Origin of the sequence: Kitasatospora sp. NPDC047058 (genome assembly GCF_040643935.1) — a bacterium.
GTDB lineage: Bacteria > Actinomycetota > Actinomycetes > Streptomycetales > Streptomycetaceae > Kitasatospora.
Map to the genome: position 1 here is coordinate 1 of NZ_JBEYVJ010000183.1, position 13,942 is coordinate 13,942.

Here is a 13,942-nt window from a genome sequence, read left to right on the forward strand (position 1 = left end):
GGCCCTCGCGCCGGGCTCCGCGCCGGGCTCCGCGGCGGCCTTCGCGGCGAGCCGCTCCAGCACCAGGGTGCCGAGGCCGCCGGTGACGCCGGTGACGAGAAGCATGGGTTCCTCCACGGGGGTTCGGGGGCCGGCCCCTGCCGCGCCCCGCTCGGCCACCATCCTCGGTAGCCTGGGCGGTCGGCGTAAGGAGGCACTTCCATGTCAGTGGGGCACACCGCGGTAACCACCCCCCGGCCGGTGGTCTGGTGCGAGGACGGCGTGGACTGCGGGATCCGCGACCTGCTGGACCGGCTCGGCGACAAGTGGTCCGTCCTGGTGGTGGTCGAACTCGCCCAAGGGGTGCGGCGGTTCCGCGAGCTGCAGCGCGCCGTGCCGGGGATCTCGCAGCGGATGCTGACGCTGACGGTGCGCCGGCTGGAGCGGGACGGCATGGTGTCGCGGACCGTGCACCCGACCGTCCCGCCGCAGGTGGACTACGAGCTGACGCCGCTCGGCCACAGCCTGACCCACCTGATCCGGGCGATGGCGGACTGGTCGTACGAGCACCACGACACGATCGCCGGCTCCCGGCGGGACTGGGACGCCGCCAACCCGGGCTCGGAGATCCGGTAGGGCTCCGGCCGACTCACTGCTCGAACCGCATCTCCGGGAAGCGCGGCGAGGGGCCGTCCAGCAGGTGGTCGTCGTGCCCGCGCAGCCAGCGGTCGAAGAACGAGGCGACGTAGGCGCGGGTGGCGAGCACCGCGCGCCCGGGGGCGACCGGGCCGAGCTCCTCGCGCGCCGTCTCCGGGGAGACCGCCCCCTGGCGGGCGAGCTGGGGCAGCAGGGACTGCGCGTCGGTGTACGAGGCGTGCCGGGAGCCGGTCAGGGTGACGTCGGCCTTCCAGCCCCGGGTGTGCTGCCAGAAGGCGTCCCAGCCGGGCTGGTGGTGGTAGTCGCCGGAGTCCTCGCTCTCGGTGCCCATCAGCAGGAACGGGCGGTCCAGGCCGTCCTGGGCGACGCTGCTCAGGAAGACGCCGTCGCGGCCGTCCGGGCCGGGGAAGTGCATCTGGCCGTCCAGGTTGACGCCGGCCTTGATCCGGGGGTCGTCGTGCATGGTCTGGGCGGCGGTGAGGCCGCCGGCCGAGTGGCCGGCCATCCCGATCCGGTCGAGGTCGAGCGAGGCGGCGAGGGCGGCCGGCAGCCGTCCGTCGGTGCGCAGCGCGGCGAGTTCGTCCAGCACGAAGCGGGTGTCGTCGACCCGGGTCTGCATCACCTTGCGCAGCAGGGCGCCCACGTCCAGGCCGGGGCCGGCCATGCCGGGCAGGACGGAGTCGGCCCGGGTGCCGTCCGGGAACACCACCTCGGAGGCGTCGTACGGGTGGTCGACGGTGACCACCACGTAGCCGCGGGAGGCGAGGTCCTCGGCCAGGCCGGTGCCCCAGGTGCGCGGGTCGCCGAGCCCGGCGGAGTAGAGCACCACCGGGCGCGGTCCGGCGGCGGGCAGCGCGGGCGCGTCCCGGAGGGCGTGCGTGCGGACCCCGGACCAGTCCGTCCGGCCGGGCTCCGTACGGTAGTTGAACACGCCGGCGCCGTCCGGACCGCCGAAGTGCGCGCCCGCGGCGGGCTCCATGTAGCGGGCCCGCTCGGCGCCGTACGCGGGGCGGGTGGCCGGGTACCAGAAGCTGACCATCAGCTCGCGGACCCGGCCGGGCTTCCACGGGTCCGGCCGGCCCCGGTCGGTGAGCCGCAGCGCGGTGGTGCCGACGGCGTACGGTCCGGTGGGCTGCGGCAGGGCGGCCTGGGCCTGCCGCGGTGCCGCGGCGGGTGGCGCGGACGCCGCCGCCGGTGCGGCCGCGGCCCCCAGCAGGGCCGTCGTCGCGATCGCCGTCGTCGCCAGTACCGCGGCGGCACCCGTCCGGACCGTGCGTCCCTGTCCGCGCATGCGCATGTTCCCTGCTCCCCGTGCTGATCGCCCGCCGCCCACCGGCCGGCCCGTACCCGGACAGTACGGGCCGGGGTGGTGCGCAGGCGTCATACCGCGGTGCCAACCCGCCGGGTGCTACCCGGGTATGACACGGGTGGGGGGCAGGGCCCTCAGCGGTGCTTCCTCAGCTCGCGCCGGGCCAGCGAGCGCTTGTGCACCTCGTCCGGCCCGTCGGCGAGCCGGAGGGTGCGGTTGCCGGCCCAGAGCTGGGCGAGCGGGGTGTCCTGGCTGACGCCGGCCGCGCCGTGGGCCTGGACGGCCTTGTCGAGGATCCACTCGACGGTGCGCGGGGTGGCGATCTTGATGGCCTGGATCTCGGTGTGCGCGCCGCGGTTGCCGACGGTGTCCATCAGCCAGGCGGTCTTCAGCACCAGCAGCCGCAACTGCTCGATCCGGACCCGGGATTCGGCGATCCAGTCCTGCACCACGCCCTGCTCGGCGAGCGGCCGGCCGAAGGCGACCCGGTCCAGCGTCCGCCGGCACATCAGCTCGACGGCGCGTTCGGCCATGCCGATGGCCCGCATGCAGTGGTGGATCCGGCCGGGTCCGAGCCGGGCCTGCGCGATGGCGAAGCCGGCGCCCTCCTCGCCGATCAGGTTGGCGGCGGGGACGCGGACGCCGTCGAAGTGGACCTCGGCGTGGCCGCCGTGGTCGGCGTCGTCGTAGCCGAAGGCCTTCATGCCGCGCCGGACGGTGACGCCGGGGGTGTCGCGCGGGACGAGGATCATGCTCTGCTGCCGGTGCGGCTCGGCGCCGGGGTCGGTCTTGCCCATCACGATGAGGATCCGGCACTGCGGGTTCATCGCCCCGGTGATGTACCACTTGCGGCCGGTGACGAGGTACGTGTCGCCGTCGCGCTCGATCCGGGTCTCGACGTTGGTCGCGTCGGAGGAGGCGACGTCGGGCTCGGTCATCGCGAAGGCGGACCGGATCTCCGCGTCGAGCAGGGGCCGCAGCCACCGTTCGCGCTGCTCGGCGGAGCCGAACTGGGCGAGCAGTTCCATGTTCCCGGTGTCGGGGGCCGCGCAGTTGAGCGCGACGGGCGCGAGCTGCGGGCTGCGTCCGGTGATCTCGGCGAGCGGGGCGTACTGCAGGTTGGTGAGGCCGGCGCCGAGCTCACCGGGCAGGAACAAATTCCAGAGGTTCTGCTTGCGCGCCTCGGCCTGGAGGTCGGCGACGACCGCCGGCACGGCCCAGGGCTCACGGGCCGGGTCGGCGAGCTGGGCGGCCAGGACGGGCTCGGCGGGGTGGACGTGCTCGTCCATGAAGGCGAGGAGCTGCTCTCGGAGTTCGTTCGTCCGGGCGTCGTAGGCGAAGTCCATCGGTCAGTTCTCCTTGAGGGTGCTCAGGCCGTGCCGGGCGAGGACCGGGGCCATCTCGCCCGCGTGCTCGAAACCGGTGCCCAGGGTGCGGCCCTGCTGGAAGCGGAAGTGAATGCCCTCGGCGACGGCGGCGAGCTTGAAGGACGCGAAGGCCACGTACCAGTCGAGGTCGGCCGCCTGCCGGCCGGTCAGCTCGGCGTAGTACGCGACGATCTCGTCGGCCCCGGGGAAGCCGGGGGCGGTCATGGCGGAGGGGATGATGCCGCCGCCGACGCCGGCGAGTTCGGTGTACATCACGAGCAGGCCGATGTCGGTGAGCGGGTCGCCGAGGGTGGACATCTCCCAGTCCAGGACGGCGGTGATCGCGTCGGTGTCGTCGACGAGGACGTTGTCCAGGCGGTAGTCGCCGTGGACGAGGGCGGGCGCCGGGGAGACGGGCAGCCGCTCGGCGAGCAGCGCGTGCAGCCGGTCGACCTCGGGGAGCTCACGGCTGCGGGAGGCGGCGAGCTGCTGGGACCAGCGCCGCAGCTGGCGCTCCAGGTAGCCGTCGGGGTGCCCGAAGTCGGCGAGGCCGACGGCGGCCGGGTCGACCCGGTGCAGGGTGGCGAGGGTGTCGACGAGGCGGCGGCCGAGGGCGTGGACCCGCTGCTCGCCGAGGGCGGCGAGCGGGGCGGCGTCGCGGTGGGCGGTGCCGGCGACGTGCTCCATCAGGTACCAGGGGGCGCCGAGCACGTCCTCGCCGGAGTCGAGCAGCAGCGTGCGGGGGACGGGCACGCCGGTGTCGCGGAGGGCCGACATCACCCGGTACTCGCGGCCCATGTCGTGGGCGGTGGCGAGGACGTGCCCGAGGGGCGGGCGGCGGAGGACCCAGCGGGAGGCGCCGTCGGAGAGGACGTAGGTGAGGTTGGAGCGCCCCCCTTCGATGAGCTCCGCCCGCAGCGGGCCCAGGACGGTCCCGGGCAGCTCACGGTCCAGGTGGGAGCGGAGGCGCGCCAGGTCCAGGCCGGGCGGGTCGACGGGGGTCTCGGGCATCGGGCAGCTCCTGGGTCGACTGACTAAGCGCTTGCTTAGCATTCAGCCACCGGGGCCCCCTGTCAATGCCACGACCCCCGGGCCCGGCCATGCCCCTCAGGCCGGATCCGCCGCGCCTCCCCGCCCCCGGCCGCCGCCGCATCCTTCCGACGGAGCCTCAGAAGCGGCGCGGCGCCCTCCACTTGTCCCGGTTCCCCACCGGCGCGACAACCTTCTCCGGCCCCACGGGCATCGATCAAAGAGTTCCTGTTCGAACTGTACGACGAAGTACGGAGGCACCGTGCGATTTGCCCGCGGCACGACCGGTCTGCTGGCGGTGGGGGTCGTCTCGACCCTCGTCCTGACCTCAGGATGTTCCGGCACCGGGACCAGACCCACCACCGCCGGCGCCTCTCCCACGCCCCCCGCCGACACCCCCGCCGCGGCTCCCGCGCCCACCCCGACCCCCGCCTGGGACGGCCAGGTCGAGGTCCTCGGTGACGGCTCCACCTCCTACACCGGCCCGCAGCCCCAACAGCCGACCCCGGAGAGGCTCAAGCCCGGGGAGAAGCCACCGCAGTTCGTCGTCTTCTCCTGGGACGGGGCCCTCGAGGGCGACGACCACCTCTTCTCCCGCTTCCGCAGGCTCGGCGTGGAGAACAACGCCCGGATGACGTTCTTCCTGAGCGGCATCTACACCCTCCCCAAGTCCAAACGCTCCCTCTACCACCCGCCCCAGCACGGCCAGGGCGTCACCTCCATCGACTTCGCGACCGACCCCCACATCAAGGACACCCTGGAGCAGCTCCGCCTGGCCTGGCTGGACGGCAACGAGATCGGCACCCACTTCAACGGGCACTTCTGCGGCCCCCAGCCCGGCGGCGGAGGCGACTGGTCCACGGAGGAGTGGACGAGCGAGCTCGACCAGGCGGTCTCCTTCGTCACCACCTGGCGGACCAACACCGGCTTCACGGACGTGCCGCCCCTCCCCTTCGACTACACCAAGGAGCTGGTCGGCGGCCGCGCCCCCTGCCTGGAGGGCCAGAAGAACCTGCTCCCGGCCGAGAAGGCGAAGGGTTTCCGCTACGACGCCAGCTCCCCCGGCGAGTTCCAGGTCTGGCCCGTCAAGAAGCAGGGCGTCTGGAACTTCCCGCTGCAGATGATGCCCTTCCCCGCCAAGGGCTCCCAGGGCCTCTCGATGGACTTCAACTTCCTGGCCGGCCAGTCCGGCGAGAGCATGAAGGGCGACCCCAGGAAGTACGACGCCTGGGAGAAGGAGACCCGGGAGAGCTACCTGGCCGGCTTCGAGCGCGTCTACAACGGCAGCCGGGCCCCGCTCTTCATCGGCAACCACTTCGAGGACTGGAACGGCGGCATCTACATGCAGGCCGTCGAGGACGTGATGAAGAGCGTCTGCAAGCGCGAGGAGGTCCGCTGCGTCTCCTTCCGCCAGGTCGCCGACTGGCTGGACGCCCAGGACCCCCAGGTCCTGGACAGGCTCCGCCGGCTGGACCCCGGCCAGCCCGCCGACTGGTCGCGCCTGGTGAGGTAGGCCGTTCCGCGGGGCCCGCGACACCACGGGCCCCGCGACGGCCCACCCCGCCCTACCTGCCGCCCGCGGCCTTCATGTACGACGTCCAGATCCGGCTCGGCAGCGCCGAGTCCGGGGTGTCCGGCGCCGCTCCGCCCAGCCCGTCCAGCGGGAGCAGCTTCATGTCCTTCAGGTCGGCGCGGAAGACGGTGACCGCCGTGGCCGCCTGCCCGTCGTAGCCGACCGACCACCCCGCCGTGCGGTCCGCGGTCGTCCCGGGCTTGGCGGCCAGGCCCGGCCCGGCCTCGGCGGCCCACGTGCCGCTCCCCTGCCGGACCGCGCCCTTGAGCGCCGCGTCCACCTCCCCGGCGACCGCCGGCGTCAGCGCCTGGACGGCGGCCGGCAGCCGCAGGGCGACCGGCTCGCCGTTGCCGGTCACCGCGGACACCGAGTAGGGCTCCGTACGGCGGCCGCCCCCGGCGAAGGCGGTGTACGCGCCGGCCGTCCTGATCGCGCTCGGCGTGGAGTTGCCGACCCCGAAGGCGGGCACGAGATCGCCCAGGCTGTCCGGGAGCAGTCCCAGGTCGGCGGCGGTCCTCCGCACCCGTTCCAGGCCGACGTCCAGGCCGAGCTGCATCATCGGCCCGTTGACGGACTGCTCCACGGCGCTGCGCAGGCTCACCGGGCCCCAGCTGCGCCTGCCGTCGTTGGCGGTCTTCACGATCTTCCCGTCGCGCCCCCAGTACGGCCCCTCCGGGGTCATCACGTTCACCCCGTCGTTCCCGTCGTACGTGGTAGCGGGCCCCACCGCGGTCCGGGCGCCGTCCCGTCGGCGCTGCACGCCCTCGCCGAGCCCGGCCGCGTACACCACCGGGGTGAAGGCCGAACCGACGGGCACCGTCGAGGTGTTGGCGTTGTCGAAGCCCTGCCTCAGGTAGTCGGGGCCGCCGTAGAGCGCGACGATCCGCCCGTCCAGGGCGACGGAGGCGGCGCCGACCTTCAGGAAGCGGTCGGCCTCGCGGCTGCCGGGGTCGATCCCCCGGGCGGCCTCCTGCACCGCGGCGGCCAGGGCGTCCACCTTCGGCTTCTCGAAGGTGGTGCGGATCCGGAGACCGCCGAGGTCGAACCGGGCCGGTGTGATGTCGCTGTGGCTCTCCACGTAGGACCTGGCCAGGTCCACCAGGTAGCCGGCCTGGCCGCCCAGGCCGGCGGACTTCGGCGGCGCCTTCGGCTCGGGGAACACCGTGTACCGCGCGCGCTCGGCCGCGGAGAGCCTGCCGGTCTCCACCATCCGGTCGAGGATCCAGGACCACCGCTCCTCGGCCCGCTTGCGGTTCTCCGCACCGAGCGCCGGGTCGTACTGGCCGGCCCCCTTCAACAGGGCGGCCAGGAAGGCCCCCTCACTCGGGTCGAGCTGCGAGACGTCCTTGCCGTAGTACGCCGCCGCGGCGCGTTCGATGCCGTAGCTGCCGCGGCCGAACCAACTGGTGTTCAGGTAGCCGGCGAGGATGTCGTCCTTGCTCATCCGGTGGTCCAGCTTGATCGCGATGACGGCCTCGGTGAGCTTGCGGGACACGTCCCGGCGCTGGTTCAGGTAGGTGTTCTTGACGTACTGCTGGGTGATGGTCGAGCCGCCCTGGGTGTCGCCGCCCGAGACCGTCTTCCAGAGCGCGCGGCCGATGCCCGTGACGGATATCCCCGCGTCCGAGTAGAAGGACTCGTTCTCGGCGGCCAGCACCGCCCGGCGCACCGGCTCCGGCACCCGGTCCAGCGGCACCTCCTGCCGGTTGGTCTCGCCGACCCGCGCCATCTCGGTGCCGTCCGCCCAGAGGTAGACGTTGTTCTGCTGCGTCGCGAAGGCGTTCAGGTCCGCCGGGACGGCGGTGGTCGCGAAGAACCACGCCGCCAGCCCCGTCAGCGCCGCCACGCCCGCCACCGCCGCCCCCAGCAGCTGCCGCCAGGACGGCAGCCAGCGCCGGACCCCGCGCCGCCCGGCCCGCGGGTAGTCGATCCGCCGCAACGGACGCCATCGCCGGCGTGCCACCGCCCCGACGCCCTCCCGCTCCGCCCCGGCCGCCTCCCCGGCGACTTCCCCGGCTCCGCCACCGGCCCCGACGTCGCCACCGACGTCGTCCCCGCCGCTCGACTGTGCACGCACTCTCCGGTCTCCGATCCGCTCGCCGTACGCACCTCTCCACCCGATAGAGATGTGGTCGGACACGAACCAGGTGGGCCCGGAAGCGGTGTGATCATGGTCACACCGCGCGTCACGGCCTGCCGCCGCGCCCGCCGCGGAGGCCGCCCCGCCCCACGGCCCGGGCCGCCGACCGCCAGAATGGCGCCATGAGGTTGATCCACACCCTGGTCGGCGTGCTGCTCCTGCTGCTCACCGTCGGCAGCATCCTGCGCACCCTGGTCGTCCCGCGCGGCCTCTACTCCGCCCTGGTGCACCGGCTCTGGCGGGCCCTGCGCACCCTGCTGCGGTGGTCGGCGACGCCCTTCGGCGGCTACCGCGCACAGGACCGGGTGCAGACGTGGCTCGCCCCGCTGATCCTGCTCGGCATGCTCGGGGTGTGGCTCGGCGCCATGCTGGTCGCGTACACGCTGCTGCTGCACGGCACCTCGGAGCTGAACTGGGCGGTGTCCTTCCGGGAGGCCGGCTCCAGCCTCTTCACCCTCGGCTTCGCCAGCGGCGAGCGGCTGCACCTCTCCGTCATCGACTTCATGGCCGCCGCCAGCGGCCCGCTGGTGATCGCCCTGCAGATCGCCTACCTGCCCACGCTCTACGGCGCGTACAACCGCCGCGAGCTGGAGGTCACGCTCCTGCAGTCCCGGGCCGGCGAACCCGCTTGGGGGCCCGAACTGCTGGCCCGCCAGTCCCTCGTGGACACCGAGACGGCCCTCCCCCAGCTCTACCGCGACTGGGAGCGGCTCGCCGCCGACATCGGCGAGAGCCACTCCAACTACCCCGTCCTGCTGTCCTTCCGCTCCCCGCAGCCGAACCGCAGCTGGGTGGTAGGCCTGACCGCCGTGATGGACGCGGCCGCGATCCAGCTCGCCGTCAACCCGCGCACGGCGCCGCCCGAGGCCCGGCTCGTCCTCCGGGCCGGCTTCACCGCCCTGCGCGACATCGCCCGCTCGCTGCGCGTCGACTTCGACCCGGACCCGGACCCGGAGACCCCGATCCGCCTCAGCTACACCGAGTTCGACGCGGCGGTGGCGATGATCAGCGCCGCCGGGTTCCCCCGCGAACGCGCCACCGCCGACGCCTGGCCCCACTTCCACGGCTGGCGCGTCAACTACGAGGCCCTGGCCTACGAACTCGCCCGCCGCAGCGACGCCGTGCCGTCCCTGTGGACCGGCCCCCGCGACTTCCATGCCCCGCCCATCCCCCCGGCCCGCCCGGCCGACCGCCGCCCGGGGTCGGCGCCGAAGGCCTGACCCCCGGCCCGCGAGGGTCAGGCCCGTCGGACCCGGTCAGGACTCGTCGACCCAGGACGGCAGCGCCTCGCGCCGGGCCAGCCACTGCTCCGGGACGCCGGCCAGCCCGGTGCGTGCCGCGACCACGCCCCCGGTGACGGCGCAGGTGGTGTCGACGTCCCCCAGGCCCTCGGCGGTGGTCCACAGCGCGTCGGTGAGACTGCCCAGATGGTGGGCGGCGGACCAGAGCGCGAACGGCACGGTGTCGGCCGCCCTGATCCGCTGCCCGTTCCCGAGGAGGTCGGCCGCCCGCCACGGCTCCGTCCCGGCGGGCACCCCGGCCGCCCGGTGCAGCCCCTCGCGGACCTCGCCGGCCGGCGTGCGCCCGGCCACCTCCGCCAGCAGCTCCGCCCCTTCCGGAGCGTCCCCGTCCCGCCCGCGCGCCGCGAACGCGGCGGCCAGCGCCACCGCGACCGCGCCGGCCACCCCCTCCGGGTGCGCGTGGGTGACCTCGGCCGAGAACGCCGCCTGCTCCGCCACCTCGTCCAGGTCCGCGCAGAACCAGGCGCCCAGCGGCGCCACCCGCATCGCCGCGCCGTTGCCGAGGCTCCCCTCGCCGCCGAACAGCTCCCGGGTCTCCGTCCGCCAACTCGCGGGCTCGTCGGCCAGCTTGGGGAGCAGCTCGTGCATCCCGTAGCCGTACCCGCGGTAGGCGTCGGCCCGGTACGTCACCCCGAACGCCAGCGCCAGGTCCTCCTGGTGCACCGCCCCGTACGCGGTCAGGACGCGGTACACCGACAGCGCCATCGCCGTGTCGTCCGTCCAGTGCCACGCCAGCTCGCCCGGCACCCGCCGCGCCCTGATCTCCGCGAACGCGACCTTGGCGGGCCGGAAGAGCGGGAACCACCGTTCCCCGAAGGCATCCCCGAGAGCCAGGCCCTCCAACGCGTCACGAGCGGAAAGAGAAGAGATCATCCCCGCATCCTGCCAACCGCCCCCGGCCCGCCGCACCCGAATTCACCGGCGGCCCCGGGCCCGGCGGGGGGTCAGACCTCGGTCGGGGTGCCGGTGGCGAGGGAGTGTTCGGCGGCGGACAGGATCTCGACCACGCGGAGGCCGAAGGCGGCGTCGCAGGGGTGGGGGGTGCCGGTGCCCGCGGAGTCGTGCAGGGCGTCCAGGGCGCGGTGGAGGGCGGCGAGCGGACCCTCGCCGCGCTCGGGGAGGTGGACCACGCCGGACTCGCCGCGCAGCTCCATGCCGGTGCCGCCGGCGGCGACCGGCGCGGTCAGGCTGAGCGCGAGGGTGCTGGACGCGCCGCCGGCGTGCCGCAGCACCAGGTGGACCGTGTCCAGCGGGCCGGCCACGGCGGTGACCAGCGTGGCGTCGCCGAGGACGGGCAGCAGGACGGAGAGCGCGTGCGGGCCGACGTCCCAGAGCGCGCCCTTCTCCAGCCGCCACGGCGAGGCCGCGTAGGGGCTGGTGCTGTCCGGGGCGAACACCGAGCCGAGCCAGTCCGAGCGGCCGGTGAACCAGCCGCCGACGGCGGCCTGCTTCTCGATCCACGGCAGCTGCTCGCCGCCGAAGCGCACGGTGAAGAAGACCACCGAGGCGACGCGGTGGGCGAGGGTCGCCTCCAGCACCCGCCGCGCGTCCGGGACGGTCAGCGCGACCGGCTTGTCCAGCAGCAGGTGGCAGCCGGCCCCGGCGGCGCGTACCGCCAGGTCGGCCTGGACGGCCGGCGGCAGGGCGATCGAGACGGCGTCCACCTCGGCGAGCAGCCGGTCGAGGTCCGCGTACCCGGGCACGCCGTGCGCCGCACCCAGGGCCTCGGCGGCCTCGGGCCGGCGGCCCCAGACGCCTGCGAACTCGTAGCAGGGGTGCTCGGCCAGGACGGGCGCGTGCACCCGCTCGGCCCAGGGGCCGGTACCCAGCAGTCCGATCCGCATGCTGTCTCCACTTCCTCGCTCGTGCGCCGGCCCGTCGTGCGGGGCCGGATCGTCCGGCCCGGCCAGCCGGCCCGGATTCCACTCCTGTCAGGCCCGGGCGCCGGCCCCGGACGTCCGCGCCCCGGGCCGTCGGCCCGGAGGTCAGCCCTGGACGCGGGCCAGCGTGAACCCGTCGTACCCCTTGCTGCCGACGGTCTGCACCGACGTCGCGGTCACCCGCGGCTCGGCGGCGATCAGCTCGTGCAGCCGGCGGGTCGCGGTGATCACCGGGTCGGTGCTGGCGGCGTCGGCGACCGCCCCGCCGCGTACCACGTTGTCGACCACGATCAGCGAGCCGGGCCGGGTCAGCTCCAGCGCGCGGGCGAAGTACTCGGGGTTGCCCGGCTTGTCCGCGTCGATGAAGACCAGGTCGAAGGGCTCGGCGCCGTCCGCCACCAGGGCGGCCAGCGAGTCGGCGGCGCGGCCGACCCGGACCTCAGCCACCTGCTGCAGTCCGGCCCGGGCGAGGTTGCCGCGGGCCACCTCGGCGTGCACCGGGTCCAGCTCCAGCGTGATCAGCGTGCCGTCCGCGGGCAGCGCCCGGCCCAGCCAGATCGCGCTGTAGCCGCCGAGCGTGCCGACCTCCAGGATGCGGCGCGCGCCCGCGGTGAGGGCCAGCAGGTGCAGCAGCTTGCCCTGGTTGGGCGCCACCGCGATGTGCGGCAGCCCCGCCGCGTCGGCCGCGGCGGCCGCCGCCTCCAGCACCGGATCATGTCCGATCAGCTGCTCGGAGAAGTACGCGTCGACCGCGTCCCACGTCGGCTGCGTCATCGGGCCCTCCAGTGCGGTGCATGATCGGCAGGTTCCCGCCGATGCTACTCCGGGGGCCCGACAACGCCCGGGCGGCGCCCGCGGGCCGTCAGTCCGCGACGGGCGCGGGCGCGGCGGCGGCCGCCGCCTGCTCGGCCTCCATCGCGGCGTGCGCCTTGGCCGCCCGGCGCTTCATGACCCACGCCGAGCCGGCACCGATCAGCACCGCCGCGGCCAGGCCGGCCCAGGAGAACCGGGACAGCCACGGCTCGATGCTCTTGCCCACCTTGTAGACCAGCAGCGTGGTACCGCCGGCCCAGACCACGCCGCCCAGCACGTTGGCGATCAGGAACTTCCAGTACGGCATCTTCAGCGCGCCCGCCAGCGGCCCGGCGAAGATGCGCAGCAGGGCGACGAACCGGCCGAAGAAGACCGCCCACATCCCCCACTTCTGGAACGAGCGCTCGGCGCTGGCCAGGTGGGAGGGCCCGAAGTGCTTGGGGAACTTCCGCCCGAGCTTCTCGAACAGCGGCTTGCCGCCCTTGCGCCCGATCGAGTACCCGATCGAGTCGCCGATGATCGCGCCGAGGATCGCGACCACCGCGACCCCGACCGGGTCCACGTTGCCCTTGACCGCCATCAGCGAGGCCGTGACCAGCGCGATCTCACCGGGCAGCGGGATGCCCAGCGACTCCAGCCCGATGATCAGGCCGACCAGGGCGTACACCGCGACCGACGGGACGCTCTCGATCCAGGCGTCGATGTGCAAGGCCGGTTACCTCCGTGGCAGGACGAGCCGCGGTGGCGGCACCCGGTGGTGCCCGGCCGGCGGTCTCGGCGTCGATGCGATGGCGGCACCCAGGCCGCACCCCGAAGGTTCAGCCTAACGTGCCGAGGCGGCCTGTCCCCCTGGCCGATCACCCCGGAGGAAGGACGTGCGACGCTCCGTCGTGGTTCCTGCTCAGGCGCCGGTCACCGTCCGTCCCGGCGGCGTGACGCTTCCGGCCCGCTGCGCCCGCTCCGCGAAGCGCAGGGCGACCACCGACGGGCGGCCCCGGACGGGGGCGGCGAGCGGCAGCAGCGCGCGGACCAGGCCGCGGCCGCCCTCGGGATAGACCTCGCGGATGTCGGTGACCGCCGGGTGGGCGGTGGCGAGCTTGGACCGCTCGTCGGCGTCCATGCCGAACGGCATCGGCGGCGCCTGGTAGTGCCGGTTCCGCAGCTTTCCCCGGACGGCGCGGGCGCTGAACCAGCGCGGCACGGCGTCGAGCACGAAGGTGGCTCCGGGGAAGCGCTCGGCGCAGGCGGCGATCAGGGCGCGGACCTCGCCGGGGTGCAGGTACATCAGCAGCCCCTGGGCGCTGATCAGCAGCCCCTGGCCCGCGTCCACCTCGTCCGTCCAGCGCAGGTCGGTGGCCGAGCAGGGGAGGATGCGGTGGCGTTCGTCCGGCGGCAGCAGGCGCTCGCGCAGGGCGGCGGTCTCCGGCAGGTCGACGGAGAGCCACCGGGCGCGGCCGTTGTCCACCCGCCAGGCCTGGGTCTCCAGGCCCTCGCCGAGGCAGACCACCGTGCCGCGCGGGTGACGGGCGAGGAAGTCGTCCACCTCGCGGTCGAAGCAGGCGGCGCGCAGGGCCTGGATCTGGGCGACGAGCGCCCCCTCGCCGAACCGCTCGGCGAACGGGTAGTCGATGCGCGCGACCAGTTCGACGGCCTTGGGGTCGTGGAGCACGGCGTCCGGCCGGCGTGCCTCCACCGCCCGGTGCCACAGCGTCCACAGCGCCGTCTCCGGCACCGCCCCCAGTGCCGGCCGCTCCCCGCTGCTCATCCCGTGCTCCCTCTCCCTCTGGCCTGCGCGTGCGCTCCCGGCCTGCGCTCCCGGCCTGCGCCTCCGGCATGGACCCGCCGATTCTGACACCCGCGGGCGCACGGACCGGGCGCACGGCGGCGCGGCGCG

The 13,942-nt window shown here is 74.5% G+C and carries 12 protein-coding genes; 3 read left to right on the forward strand and 9 right to left on the reverse strand.

Annotation, left to right across the window (positions count from 1 at the left end; translation table 11 throughout):
• Positions 1-201: 201 nt before the first annotated feature.
• On the forward strand, positions 202-615 hold the full coding sequence (locus ABZ885_RS24415; RefSeq protein ID WP_360192368.1) for a helix-turn-helix domain-containing protein: 414 nt from the start codon (positions 202-204) through the stop codon (positions 613-615).
• Between the two features lie 13 nt (positions 616-628).
• Here the strand turns inward: ABZ885_RS24415 and ABZ885_RS24420 are convergent, their stop codons facing one another.
• The 3 genes from ABZ885_RS24420 to ABZ885_RS24430 form a co-directional block, all read right to left on the reverse strand.
• Positions 629-1,927, reverse strand: a complete 1,299-nt coding sequence (locus tag ABZ885_RS24420) for an esterase (protein ID WP_360192371.1) — start codon at positions 1,925-1,927, stop codon at positions 629-631.
• Positions 1,928-2,079: 152 nt separating this feature from the next.
• On the reverse strand, positions 2,080-3,291 hold the full coding sequence (locus ABZ885_RS24425; protein WP_360192374.1) for an acyl-CoA dehydrogenase family protein: 1,212 nt from the start codon (positions 3,289-3,291) through the stop codon (positions 2,080-2,082).
• Positions 3,292-3,294: 3 nt separating this feature from the next.
• Positions 3,295-4,323 carry a phosphotransferase family protein gene (locus ABZ885_RS24430; RefSeq protein WP_360192377.1) on the reverse strand — a complete coding sequence of 343 codons (1,029 nt, stop codon included), beginning with the start codon at positions 4,321-4,323 and terminating at the stop codon, positions 3,295-3,297.
• Between the two features lie 280 nt (positions 4,324-4,603).
• On the opposite strand from ABZ885_RS24430, the gene ABZ885_RS24435 reads away from it, so the two are divergent.
• Positions 4,604-5,854 (forward strand): hypothetical protein, encoded by a 1,251-nt coding sequence (locus ABZ885_RS24435; RefSeq protein ID WP_360192380.1) that lies wholly within the window; start codon positions 4,604-4,606, stop codon positions 5,852-5,854.
• 52 nt (positions 5,855-5,906) lie between these two features.
• Here ABZ885_RS24435 and ABZ885_RS24440 read toward each other — a convergent pair whose 3' ends face one another.
• Positions 5,907-7,991 carry a transglycosylase domain-containing protein gene (locus ABZ885_RS24440; protein WP_360192383.1) on the reverse strand — a complete coding sequence of 695 codons (2,085 nt, stop codon included), beginning with the start codon at positions 7,989-7,991 and terminating at the stop codon, positions 5,907-5,909.
• A 185-nt stretch (positions 7,992-8,176) separates the two neighbouring features.
• Here ABZ885_RS24440 and ABZ885_RS24445 point away from each other — a divergent pair, with 185 nt between their 5' ends.
• Positions 8,177-9,274: a hypothetical protein gene (locus tag ABZ885_RS24445; RefSeq protein ID WP_360192386.1), complete on the forward strand. Its 1,098-nt coding sequence runs from the start codon at positions 8,177-8,179 to the stop codon at positions 9,272-9,274.
• A 36-nt stretch (positions 9,275-9,310) separates the two neighbouring features.
• On the opposite strand, the gene ABZ885_RS24450 is transcribed toward ABZ885_RS24445, so the two are convergent.
• The 5 genes from ABZ885_RS24450 to ABZ885_RS24470 form a co-directional block, all read right to left on the reverse strand.
• Entirely contained in the window at positions 9,311-10,228 is a 918-nt protein-coding gene (locus ABZ885_RS24450; RefSeq protein ID WP_360192389.1) for an ADP-ribosylglycohydrolase family protein, read from the reverse strand.
• A 71-nt stretch (positions 10,229-10,299) separates the two neighbouring features.
• Positions 10,300-11,199, reverse strand: coding sequence for a Gfo/Idh/MocA family oxidoreductase (locus ABZ885_RS24455; RefSeq protein ID WP_360192392.1), 900 nt, complete (start codon positions 11,197-11,199; stop codon positions 10,300-10,302).
• 141 nt (positions 11,200-11,340) lie between these two features.
• Positions 11,341-12,009 (reverse strand): O-methyltransferase, encoded by a 669-nt coding sequence (locus ABZ885_RS24460; RefSeq protein ID WP_360192395.1) that lies wholly within the window; start codon positions 12,007-12,009, stop codon positions 11,341-11,343.
• Between the two features lie 88 nt (positions 12,010-12,097).
• Positions 12,098-12,757, reverse strand: a complete 660-nt coding sequence (locus ABZ885_RS24465) for a DedA family protein (RefSeq protein ID WP_360192398.1) — start codon at positions 12,755-12,757, stop codon at positions 12,098-12,100.
• 192 nt (positions 12,758-12,949) lie between these two features.
• A complete protein-coding gene (locus ABZ885_RS24470; protein WP_360192401.1) occupies positions 12,950-13,813 on the reverse strand; it encodes a class I SAM-dependent methyltransferase in 864 nt (287 codons plus the stop codon).
• Positions 13,814-13,942: the final 129 nt, after the last annotated feature.